The sequence below is a fragment of the Streptomyces sp. NPDC020983 genome, from assembly GCF_044333485.1.
Classification (GTDB): Bacteria; Actinomycetota; Actinomycetes; order Streptomycetales; family Streptomycetaceae; genus Actinacidiphila.
In genome coordinates this window covers 88925-100375 of the sequence record NZ_JBIRRA010000009.1, presented here as the reverse complement: position 1 = coordinate 100375, position 11451 = coordinate 88925, and the positions used below count along the sequence as shown (strand labels likewise).

Sequence of the window (11451 nt, the reverse complement as noted above, 5' to 3'; positions counted from 1 at the left end):
CTCCTGATTCCCTGCCTCCTTCGCTGCGGGGGGCCGTACCGCCGGAGCTCCGGCGGTACGGCCCCCCGCAGCGAAGGAGGCAGGGAATCAGGAGCAGGCGGCGCCGTTCAGGGTGAAGGCGGACGGCGGGGAGTCGTCGGAGGTGTAGGTGCCCTGGAAGCCGAAGGACACCGTTCCGCCGGGGGAGATGGCGGCGTTGTACGCGACGTTGGCCGCCGTCACGGATCGGCCCGACTGCGTCACGGTGGCGTTCCAGCCGCTGGTGACCTTCTGGTCGCCGGGGAAGGAGAAGGTGAGGGACCAGCCGTTGACGGGGACGGAGCCCGTGTTGCCGAGGGAGACGTCGGCGGTGAAGCCCCCGGGCCATTCACTCGACCTGGTGTAGGTGACGTGGCACGCGGCGCCGGTGGAACCCCCGCCCGTGACGGTCCACGGGAACGACGCCGTGCCCTTGGCCCCCGTGGTGTCGGTGGCGGTCACGGTCACCGTGTAGCTTCCGGCCGTGGTGGGTGTTCCCGTGATGCGTCCGGAGGAGCTGATCGACAGGCCGGCCGGCAGGCCGCTCGCGGTGAAGCCGAGGGACTGGCCCGGGGCGGAGTCGGCGGCCTGGACCTGCAGGGCGTCGACGGGGGTGCCGACGGTCGCGTTCTGCGGGCCGGGGCTGGTCACGGTGACGGTGTTCCCCGGGGTGGCGTTCGACCCGTAGCCGGTCGCGGCGATGTTGGCCTGGACGGCGTTGTCGGTCGCGTCCGACGGGTAGCCCGCGACGATCGCGCCTTCGTAGAAGGTGCCCTGGGACTGGTTGGTGTTGCCGTTGCAGCAGTCGCCGCCGCTGCCGAGGATGATGGCCCCCTGCTTCTTCATGGGGCTGTACCCCGGCGGCAGACCGCCGTCCCACAAGGTGGTGAGACCGCCTGCCTGGGCGTCGGCGCCCTTGATCGCGAACCTGCTGGTGCCGTTGTTCTTCAGCATGGCGGTGACGTAGCTGCTGGTGAACGGGCGCTGGCCGGAATTCCAGCTCTGGCTTCCGCCGGAGTAGAGCCCGTACTCCAGGTCGGCCTGCACCCAGGGGCCGTTGCCGGAGCAGCCGCCGAACCAGCAGCTGGTGCCGAAGTAGATGGCGTCCATGGCGCCCGCGCCGTCGGCCCTGCGGTCGGTCTCGCTGTTGCCGTAGTCGAAGCAGCAGCCGCTGTTGACGTGCGTGCCGCTGGTCACCATGTACGCGCCTTCGGGCGCGCTTCCGGTCGGGACGCCGGTGAGGTGGCCGTCGCGCCAGTAGCTGTTGCCGGGTTTGATGTAGAGGGAGTAGGCCTTGCCGCCGGCGACGGTCAGGGCCTCGGACGTCGCGACGGCCGGGGTGTCGGATCCGCCCGCGCCGCCCGGGCCCTGGTACTTCAGGTCGTTCCCGTGGCCGGACTGGTCGTAGACGGTCGTGATCACGCACGAGGTGCCCGCGCAGAACGAGTCCTGCGCCGCGGCGTTCGCGCGGCCCCCGGCACTGGCGACGCCGATGTCGCGGGTGCTGCTGTCGGAGGAGCGCCGTACCTGGTAGAGACTGCCGCTGTAGGAGCCGTACAGGGCGCGGACCGTGCTGTGCGCGGCGACGCAGGGTGTGCCGCCCGCCGCGTAGATGTCGCACGGCTGCTGCGTCGCCGCCTGCGACGGTGGTGCCGTGCCCGCCAGGACACCCGCGGCGACCGTCACCGCCAGCCCCGCGCCGAGAGCGCCGCGCCGCAACCGGCGCCACCATGTCTGGAGCATCGTTCGGGTTCTCCTCTGCTCGGAGGTGCGTGGGCCGTGCCGGGCTCAGACGGCCGTGGTGCAGGTGCCGCCGTTGAGGGTGAAGGAGGTGGGCGCGGGGTTGCTGCTGCCCTGGTTCGCCAGGAAGCCGACCGTGACGGAGCCGCCGGCGGGGATGGTGCGGGTGTAGTCCACCGGGGTCACGGTCACCGCGCCCCCGTTCTGTGTGGGGACGCCGCCCCACATCTGGGTGACGGCCTGGCCCGCGGTGAAGGAGAAGGCGAGGGTCCAGCCGGAGAGGGCGGTGGTGCCGGTGTTGCGGATGACCAGTTCGCCCTGGAAGCCGCCGCTCCAGCTGTTCGTCACCTGATAGGTGATCCCGCAGCCGCCCGTCGCGCTGCCCGTGCTCGTGGTGGCGGTGACGGTGGTGCTGCGGGTGGAGCGGTTGCCGGCGGCGTCGCGGGCGTAGACGGCGAAGGTGTAGGCGGTGCCCGCGGTCAGGCCGGTGACGGTGGCACCGGCCGTGGCCGAGGTCGCGGCCACGGTTTCGGTGCCGCCGTCCACCTGGACCACGTCGTAGCCGGTCACACCGGTGTTGTCGGTGGAGGCCGGCCAGCTCAGGGTGACGGAGGTGGAAGTGACCGCGCTGACGGTGGGTGTGCCGGGCGCGGTGGGCGGCGTGGTGTCGGTCCCCCCGGAGGAGCCCACGGTGATGACGAAGGTGGTGACGCTCTGGGCGGGAAGCGTGGCGGTGAGGGTGCCGTTCGACAGGCCGGCCCCGCTCAGGGACGCCACGTTCCGGCTCGCGTCCGTCACGTAGGACGCCACGCTGGTGGGTGTGGTGCCGGCCAGGGTGAACTGCTGGCTCACGGAGCTGGTCGCCTTGTTGACCGCCACGACGACCACCGTGGTGCCGCCGGTGTACGCGGAGGTGTAGACGTTCGTCTGCGGGTTCGAGGCCGCGTCGATCCGCACGTACCCGGGGCGGACGAACTTCGCGAAGTGCGCCATGATCGCGCCGCGCTTGCTGATCTGCCCGTCCTCGCGCATGGGTCCGTAGGAGCGCCGGATGTACCACCACACGTACGCCTGGAACTCGGCCTCGACCATGGCGTGGTGCATGTGCTCGCCGACGCCGAGGGCGGCGGGCCACAGGTCGGCGGAGTCGGTGCTGTTGGGGTAGTAGACCTCGGTCATCCACAGCTCCTTGCCCTGCCCCTTCTGCTGGAAGAGGGGGTAGGGGAAGTCGGAGTAGGACGTGCCGTAGAGGTGGGCGCCCAGGATGTCGAGGTTGGCCAGGGCCGTGGCGTCGTTGAGGATCGGGTCGGACATGCTCTTGACGTACTGGAAGGACTCCGGCGCGATGACCCGGGTGCTGATCGAACCGGCGTTGTTGCGCAGGAAGGTGACGATCTCGCTCGCCGTCCACCACGTCCAGGTCGAGGCGTAGTCGGGCTCGTTCTGGATCGAGATGGCGTACAGGTCCACCCCGTTGCTCTTCATGAACTGGACGAAGTCGTTCAGGTGCTGGGCGTAGGCCCCGTACATGTCGTGCCGCAGGCGCCTGGCGTCGGTCTGGCTGCCGTGGGTGAACGTCTCCGTCATGCTCGCGGGCGGATTCCACGGCGACGCGAAGACGATCGCCCCGTGGGCGACCGCCGCCTGCGCCGTCGCCACCTCGTTGCTCCACTTGGTGCGGTCCTCGTCGACGTGGATGCGCAGGACGGAGAACCCGAGCTGGCCCGCCCCGTTCCCGAACGCCGTCTCGCGCTGGGCGGCCGTCAGGTCACCCGCCCAGGCGGGGTGGTTCATGCCGCCGAAGCCGCGGATCGTCTGCCGCCGCTTCGACGGGTCGATGACCACGGCGGCCGTCGCCGCGGTCGCTCGGGAAGGCGGCAGTGCGACGGCGAGGACGGGCACGGCTCCCAACGCCGCCAGCACCGCTCTGCGGCTGGGGGACGGGGGAGTTGCCGCTGTCGCGTCGTCTCGTCGTGAGGTCATGGTCTCTCCTGGGCTCGACGGTGTGCGGGGGGTGAAGAGGGGGCGGCCGCTCACCCGGTGGTCCGGGCCAGGCGTGAGCCGCCGGTGTTCTTGACGGTGCGCCGCGGTGCCGCCCGGGCCGGTGGACGCCGCAGGACGGCGCACCCGCCGCTTGCGCGGGGCCGCCGCGCCGGCGGTCGGTCCGGCCGGGGGCACCGTGGCCGCGCCGGGGGCGGGGACCCGCCTTCCGGCACGGTGCCGGGAACCGGGCGGTCGCCGATACCGGCATCAGCGACCTCCCCGGGGTACGGGCGGTTGCCGCACGGAGCAGTCCTCGCCCGGGCGTGCCGCGGAGGCCGCAGGGCGGCTCCGGGACCGGAGAGCACGGCCCGGGCGGGAAGACGGACGGCGAGGAGGAGTGCTGCCGCCGCCGGAGCTGCGGTCGGGCCCGCCCGGTGTGTGGAATGCGCCGCGGCGCGGTGGAGCGCCGGTGCGGCCCGGGTGGCTGCCCGGACTTGTCGCGTGGTGCGGGGCGCGCCGGCGGCCGTCCCGGTCCCCTGGGTCCGCGGCTCCCGTTCCGGAGGCGCTCACCGCCCGGCTCGCTGCCGAGGGTGCGGGGGACCGTGGCCGTGGCGCCGCGGCCGCTGGTGCTACTCGGGTGCCCTGGAGCGGATCAGTGGTGACCGGGGCACGACAGCACGGTGCGTCTTGTACGCGGACATGGGATGCCAAGCTCCTTGCGTGGGGGGAAGGATCCGCTGCCGGTGTCCGCGCGCTGCCGGACACCCCGCAGCGGCGACGGCCGGCAACGGGTGGATCGCGGTGAAGTGAGCGCTAACATAATGCCCGCATACGAAGCTGGCCCATCGGCGCGCTCCTGTCAAGCTTCCGTGTGCGCACCGGTGTCCGGAGCGCGTCCGGGGACGGGGTGCCCGCCGCGGCGCGCACCGGGGCGTCCCGCAGGCAGCCGGGTCCGGACCGCGCCGCGCGGCAAACACCCTCCGCGCCCTGCATCTTGACGCCGTTACGAGCACCCCCGAACATTTCGTGGGAGCGCTCCCATGTCCTTGTCCCCCCGGAAGGAACATCCGTGATCCCCCACTCACCCCGTTCCCACGTCCCCAGACCTCCCGGAGCAGGCCGTCAGGCCCGCTCCCGTGTCATGGGCGGCCTGACCGTCGCCGGTCTCCTCTGCGCGGCCCTGGTCGCCCCGGTGGGAGCGGCCACCGCCGCCGGCGACGACGCGCCGGAGCAGATCGTCAACGGCGACTTCTCCAACGGCTCCACCGCGCCGTGGTGGTGGACGGCGAACAACCCGGCCACCGTGGTGGACGGCCGGCTGTGCGCCGACATCCCCGGGGACACCGCCAATCCGTGGGACGCCATCATCGGGCAGAGCGACCTGCCGCTCATCGCCGGCGAGAGCTACGAGCTGAGCTACACCGCCACCGCGTCGGTGCCGGTCACCATCACCACCAACGTGCAGATGGCCGTCGACCCCTACACGACGGAGCTGTCCGAGCACGACCAGATCGGCACCACCGCGGTGCCCGTCACCCACGTCTTCACCGCCAAGGCGGACAACGACGCCGCCCAGCTCGCCTTCCAGGTGGGCGGCAGCTCCAAGCCGTTCACCCTGTGCCTGGACGACATCTCGCTGCGCGGTGGGGCCGAGCCGCCGGTCTACACCCCCGACACCGGCTCACCGGTCCGCGTGAACCAGGTCGGCTACCTGCCCGACGGGCCGAAGGACGGCACCGTCGTCACCGACGCGGCCGACCCGCAGACCTGGACGCTGAAGAACGCCGCCGGATCCGCCGTCGCCACCGGAACCACCGTGCCCGGCGGCACCGACCCCACCTCCGGCCAGAACGTCCAGACCTTCGACTTCAGCAGCTACACCACCGCCGGGGACGGCTACACCGTCACCGTCGGCGACGACACCAGCGAGCCGTTCACCATCGCCAAGGACGTCTACTCCGCGCTGCGGACCGGCTCACTCGCCTACTACTACAACCAGCGCAGCGGCATCGCCATCGACGGCTCGATCGCCGGCGCCGCCTACGCGCGCCCCGCCGGGCACCTCAACGTCGCCCCCAACACCGGTGACAACGACGTGCCCTGCCAGCCGGGCGTGTGCGACTACACCCTGGACGCGGCCGGCGGCTGGTACGACGCCGGCGACCAGGGCAAATACGTCGTCAACGGCGGCATATCGGTCTCCGAGCTGATGAACGCCTACGAGCGCACGCTGACCGCCCGCGGCGCGGACGGGGCCCCGCTCGGCGACGGCAAGCTGAAGGTGCCCGAGAAGGGCAACGGCGTGCCCGACATCCTGGACGAGGCCCGCTGGGAACTGAACTTCCTGATGGAGATGCAGGTGCCCGACGGCCAGCCGCTGGAGGGCATGGCCCACCACAAGCTGCACGACCAGGCGTGGACCGGTCTGCCGCAGGCACCCGACAAGGACGCCCAGCCCCGGCAGCTGCACCCGCCGTCCACCGCCGCCACGCTCAACCTGGCCGCGGCCGCCGCGCAGTGCGCCCGGCTCTTCCGGCCCTACGACGCGGCCTTCGCCGACCGCTGCCTGACCGCGTCGAAGAAGGCGTGGACCGCGGCCCGGGCTCACCCCGCCGTCTACGCCGACCCCAACGACTCCACCGGCGGCGGCTCCTACAGCGACAACAACGTCACCGACGAGTTCTACTGGGCCGCGGCCGAGCTGTTCATCACCACCGGCGACGACACCTACCGCCAGGCGGTCCTCGACTCACCGCTGAACGGCGACACCGCCGCCGTCTTCCCGCCCGACGGCTTCTCGTGGGGCTCCACCGCCGCCCTCGGCGCCCTCGACCTGGCGACGGTGCCGAACAAGCTGACCGGCGACGAACTGACCGCGGTGCGCTCGATGGTGACCGAGGCCGCCGACGGCTACGCCCAGGACTCCCGGGACACCCGCTACGGCCTGCCCTACGCGCCGGCCGGCAACCACTACGTCTGGGGCTCCAACAGCCAGGTGCTCAACAACGCCGTCGTGCTGGGCGTGGCCGGCGACCTGACCGGCGACACCACCTACCGGGACGCGGCGCTGCACGCCCTGGACTACATCCTGGGCCGCAACCCGCTGAACCAGTCCTACGTCACCGGGTTCGGCGAGCGGAACTCGCACAACCAGCACAGCCGCATCTGGGCGCACCAGCTCAACGCCGACCTGCCCAGCCCGCCCGCGGGCACCCTGGCCGGCGGCCCGGACAACCAGCTGGAGGACCCGACCGCGCAGAGCAAGCTCACCGGCTGCGCCCCGGCGATGTGCTACATCGACGACATCGAGTCCTACTCCACCAACGAGAGCGCCATCAACTGGAACGCGCCGCTGGCCTGGGTCGCCTCGTACGCGGACGACCTCGGCAGGGGCGGGAGCCACGCGGCGTCCTGCCAGGTCAGTTACACCTCCTACCGGTGGAGCGGCGGCTTCACGACGCTGGTGACGCTGAAGAACACCGGCAGCAGCGCGATCTCCCCCTGGGAGCTGGCGTGGTCCTTCGCCGACGACCAGAAGATCACCGACCGCTGGCAGGCCGAGATCACCCAGAGCGGCCGGAACGTCAGCGCGAAGCCGGCCGGCTGGAATGCCTCCATCGCGCCCGGGGCGTCGGTCGGCTTCGGGTTCAACGGCACGTCGAGCGGCCAGGTGAGCGATCCGCACGCCTTCACCATGAACGGCGGCACCTGCGCGACGGCCTCCTGACGGCCCACGGCGGCTGAACGCACGAACGGCTGGAACGGTCCCGCAGGACCGTTCCAGCCGCTTCGCCGCCCCGGTGCCCGGTGCCCTACCCGGCCCGCGCGTCCCGGTGCGGCCGTGGCGTACGCCTCCCGCCGCCGTGCGTCAGGCGGCGGCGCACGTCAGGGTGGGGCTGGGCGCGGAGCCGCTGCCGGTGAAGCCGAAGGTGGTGGCCGCTCCCGCGCCGAGGGCGCCGTTGTAGGAGACGTTGGTGGCCGTGACCGCGCCGGAGGTGCCGCTGCCGGTCGCGTTCCACATCTGGGTGATCGCGCTCCCGGAGGGCTCGGTCCAGGAGACCTTCCAGCCGGAGATCGCCGAGCTGCCGGAGTTGGTCACGGTGACCTCGGACTGGAAGCCGCCCTGCCACGAGTTGACCGTCCTGTACGTGGCCGTGCAGCCCTTGCCGGTGCTCCCCCCGGTCGTGCCGGTCGTGGTGCCCGTGCTCGTACCCGAGGTCGTCCCGGTCGTGGTGCCCGTGCTCGTCCCGGTCGTGGTGCCGGTCGTCGTGCCCGACGTGGTGCCCGTGCTCGTCCCGGTCGTGGTGCCGGTGCTCGTCCCGGTCGTGGTGCCGGTCGTGGTGCCCGAGGTCGTGCCGGTCGTGGTGCCGGTCGACGTGCCGCCGGTCGTGCCGCTCGTGCCGTCGAGGCCGAAGAAGTGGATGGCGTAGGCGGCCATGCCGGTCTGGGGCAGGACGTGGCCGGCGCCCTGGATGCTGTACGCCTCGACGTCGACCCTGCCCGAGGAGTCGGTGAAACGGCTGCGGTTCCAGCCGGACTGCGGGGTGTCGGTGGAGGTGGGGGTCTGGCTCAGCCCGAAGACGTTGGTCCACTGCTTGATGTCCTCTTGCAGCAGCTGGTACGGCACGAGGGTGTCCGCGGTGCCGTGCCACAACTGAATCGGCGGGCGCGCGCCGCTGTAGCCGGGGTAGGCCGCCCGGACCGCGTCACCCCACTGCTGCGGGGTGCGGACCATGGTGCCGCTGGTGCACTTGCTGGTGCCCGGCGGGTAGTCGGCCGCGTCGGCGAAGCAGTTGAACGGCACGCCCATGTAGGCCGCCCCTGCCTTGAAGACGTCCGGGTACAGCGTGAGCATCTCGTCGGTCATCATGCCGCCCGACGACGAGCCGGTGACGTACACCCGGTTGGCGTCGCCGTGGTAGGTCTGCTCGGCATAGGTGATCATCGACACGAGCGAGACCGGGTCGCTCCCGCCGCCGCGCACCTTGGCCGCGGCCGACCAGGTGTCCCAGCACTTGCCGAACCCGGCCTCCTGCTGGGCGCTGGGGTAGATGACGATGAAGCCGTAGCGGTCGGCCAGCGACGCGAACTCGCTGCCCGAGTAGAAGCCCGGTCCCGAGCCGCCGCAGCCGTGCAGGGCGAGCAGGATCGCCGGGTTGGCCGGATGTGTGTCGGGCACGTAGACGTACATCTGCGCGCCGCCGGGGTTGTTGCCGAAGTTGGTCACCTGGGTCAGGCTCGCCGCGGAGGCGGGGGAGGTGAGCCCGAGGAACAGGGTCAGGGCGGTGAACGCGGCTGCTGCGCAGACGGCGGCCAGCGCCTTAGAGATCCGTCTCATCGTTTCTCCTGTGTGGGGGGACCGGGATGCCGGGGGTGGGTCCGAGCACATCGGCATCCGTCATGGGAAGGATGCTGTCCGGCTGACGTGGCGTCAACGTCCTTGCGCCGGGGAGAAGATGATCAGCCGGATGGAGAGGCGTTTTGCGCCACGTTGTCAATCTACTTGTTATCAAGCTGCTTGTTATCAACGACCTTGATACGTACTCGGCGGGCGGGTGCCCACCGCCGGGCGGGCGGCGGGCGGGTATCGTTCGGCCGTGACCACATCACGCGCCGGCGCGGCCGCTCGCCCCGGGGCGGCGACGCCGCGCCTGAGCTATCTGGTGTTCCGGCTGGAGCGGCGCATCCGGGGGCGCCTGGACGACGCGCTGGCCCGGCACGGTGTCACCACCACCGAGTACATGGCCCTGAGCGAACTGCGCCTGCGCGACGGGCCGTCCTCGGCGCAGCTGGCGCGTATCGCCTTCGTCAGCGCACAGGCCATGAACCTGGTCGTCCGCGATCTCGAACGGCGCGGCCTGGTGCTCCGCCGGCCGGACCCCCGGGGCGGCCGCGTCCTGCGGGTGCGCCTCACCCGCGCGGGCCTGGCGACGCTGCGCCGCTGCGACCGGGCACTCGACGAGATCGAGCAGGTGATGCTCGCCGCGCTGGAGGAGCAGAACCGCCAGGCGCTCGCCGACCACCTGGCCGAATGCGCACGGGCCCTGCACCCCGAGCCGGAGACGGAACGCACGGCGGATCTGCCGTAGCCGGTCCGGCGCGGGTGCCCGGCCCGCTGTCAGCCGAGGCTCTCCGCCTCCTCCCCGTCGGCCGACCGGCCCCGCAGGGCGACCACTGCCAGCAGGGCGGAGAAGAGCGCCGCCGAGCCGCAGACCACGAAGCCGATCGCGTACCCGTGGCCCAGGGCGTCCAGGGCCATCGGGTGCAGGCCGGACAGCTTCGGACTGGCCGCGGAGGCACCGTTGACCGCGAGCGGGCCGCCCTCCGCCAGCACTTCGGATCCCGCGCCCTTGAGCGCCTCGGGGAGCGCGGAGTCGTGGAGCGACGAGGAGAAGGTGTGCGACGCCCGGCTCAGGGCGACCGCGCCGATGACGGCGGGCCCGAGGGTGAATCCGAAGTCGCGCAGCAGGTTCGTCGTCGCGCTCGCCATGCCCGCCAGGTGCGCCGGCACCGTGGTGACGGCGGTGGCCGTGATCGACGAGACGGTGACCGCGAAGCCCAGGCCGACCAGCCCCAGCGGCACGATCAGCGAGAGGAAGGCCCGGTCGGTGGCCGGCAGGGTAGCCGCCCAGTAGTCGCCCGCCGCCATCAGGGCCAGGCCCGACACCAGCAGCAGCCGCGGAGCCACGGTCCTCAGCAGCCGCTCCGTCAGCGGCAGCATGACCAGGGCGATGCCGTTGAGCAGCAGGAACGCCATGGCGGTGCGCATCGGCTTCTGGTCCTGGACGGGGCCCAGCCGGATGCTGACCGCGTAGGCGGTGCCGAGGAAGGCGAACATGCCGACCACGGCCACCACGGAGGCGACTGCGAAGGACCGGTTGCGGAACAGGTCCAGTCGCAGCAGGGGGGAGGCGGCGCGCAGTTCGGCGAGGACGAAGGCGGCCAGGAAGACGGCCGCCAGCACGAAGGCGACGACGATCGACGGCGAACCCCAGCCGTCCTCCGGGCCCTGGATGATCGCGTAGAGCAGTGCGAACAGACCGAGGCCGATGGTGACCTGGCCGGCGAGGTCCAGCGAACGGCCCTCCGGGGCACGGGAGGTGACCGCGAACCGGGCGCTGACCGCCGCGCTGACCGCCCCGAGCGCCGTGACGACGGCGAAGGACCAGCGCCACGACCCGTACGTCGCGGTGATGCCGCCGAGCAGCGGAGCGAGGAAACCGCCGGTGGACAGCAGTGCCGCCCACATGGCGATCACCCGGGCCCGCTGGGTGCGGGAGGTGGCGCCCGCGGCGAGGACCGCCAGCGAGGTCGGGAAGAGCGCCGCGGCGCCGAGCCCGGCGAGCGCCTGCCCGACCCACAGCTGGTGGATGCCGCCGGACGTGGTGCTGACCAGCTCGCCCACGGCGAGCAGCGCGGCGCCGCCGACCAGCAGCCGCTTGCGCCCGAACAGGTCGCCCAGCAGGCCGAAGGTGAGCTCCAGCACGGCGACGGGGAGCAGGAAGGCGTCCGATATCCAGGTCAGCTGGGAGCCGACCGGATGCAGGTCGCTCTGGAAGAGCCCGTTGAGGGTGGCCGGTATGGCCAGGCCGATCTGGGCCAGGCAGACCGCCAGCAGCCCGGCGACCAGCGTGCCCGTGCTCAGTCCGGGGCCCGAGGTGGAGGTCTTGGATGCGGCGTCGGTCGTCGTCGACACGTGGGCTCCCGGGA

At 72.1% G+C, this 11451-nt stretch carries 6 protein-coding genes and 1 pseudogene; 2 read left to right on the top strand and 5 right to left on the bottom strand.

Going from position 1 to position 11451, the window contains the following annotated elements; all coding sequences use genetic code 11:
• Positions 1-87: 87 nt before the first annotated feature.
• The 3 genes and pseudogenes from ACH4SE_RS21470 to ACH4SE_RS21460 all read right to left on the bottom strand — a co-directional run bounded on the left by ACH4SE_RS21470 (position 88) and on the right by ACH4SE_RS21460 (position 3741).
• Complete coding sequence (locus ACH4SE_RS21470; protein WP_398545260.1) at positions 88-669, bottom strand: cellulose binding domain-containing protein; 582 nt, start codon at positions 667-669, stop codon at positions 88-90.
• Positions 670-702: 33 nt separating this feature from the next.
• A pseudogene (locus ACH4SE_RS21465) lies at positions 703-1644 on the bottom strand (arabinofuranosidase catalytic domain-containing protein); the annotation flags it as partial.
• A gap of 162 nt (positions 1645-1806) precedes the next feature.
• Entirely contained in the window at positions 1807-3741 is a 1935-nt protein-coding gene (locus ACH4SE_RS21460; RefSeq protein ID WP_398545007.1) for a cellulose binding domain-containing protein, read from the bottom strand.
• Positions 3742-4882: 1141 nt separating this feature from the next.
• Between ACH4SE_RS21460 and ACH4SE_RS21455 the strand changes: the two genes are divergently transcribed.
• A complete protein-coding gene (locus ACH4SE_RS21455; RefSeq protein WP_398545006.1) occupies positions 4883-7468 on the top strand; it encodes a glycoside hydrolase family 9 protein in 2586 nt (861 codons plus the stop codon).
• 141 nt (positions 7469-7609) lie between these two features.
• Here ACH4SE_RS21455 and ACH4SE_RS21450 read toward each other — a convergent pair whose 3' ends face one another.
• Complete coding sequence (locus tag ACH4SE_RS21450; RefSeq protein ID WP_398545005.1) at positions 7610-9079, bottom strand: PHB depolymerase family esterase; 1470 nt, start codon at positions 9077-9079, stop codon at positions 7610-7612.
• Positions 9080-9338: 259 nt separating this feature from the next.
• Between ACH4SE_RS21450 and ACH4SE_RS21445 the strand changes: the two genes are divergently transcribed.
• A complete protein-coding gene (locus ACH4SE_RS21445; RefSeq protein ID WP_398545004.1) occupies positions 9339-9830 on the top strand; it encodes a MarR family winged helix-turn-helix transcriptional regulator in 492 nt (163 codons plus the stop codon).
• 29 nt (positions 9831-9859) lie between these two features.
• Here the strand turns inward: ACH4SE_RS21445 and ACH4SE_RS21440 are convergent, their stop codons facing one another.
• On the bottom strand, positions 9860-11437 hold the full coding sequence (locus tag ACH4SE_RS21440) for an MFS transporter (protein WP_398545003.1): 1578 nt from the start codon (positions 11435-11437) through the stop codon (positions 9860-9862).
• Positions 11438-11451 lie beyond the last annotated feature (14 nt).

Bases quoted from the DNA above. Each gene is read 5' to 3' on its own strand.
- ACH4SE_RS21450 (WP_398545005.1), bottom strand. From the start codon at position 9,079: ATGAGACGGATCTCTAAGGCGCTGGCCGCCGTCTGCGCAGCAGCCGCG.
- ACH4SE_RS21455 (WP_398545006.1), top strand. From the start codon at position 4,883: ATGGGCGGCCTGACCGTCGCCGGTCTCCTCTGCGCGGCCCTGGTCGCC.
- ACH4SE_RS21460 (WP_398545007.1), bottom strand. From the start codon at position 3,741: ATGACCTCACGACGAGACGACGCGACAGCGGCAACTCCCCCGTCCCCC.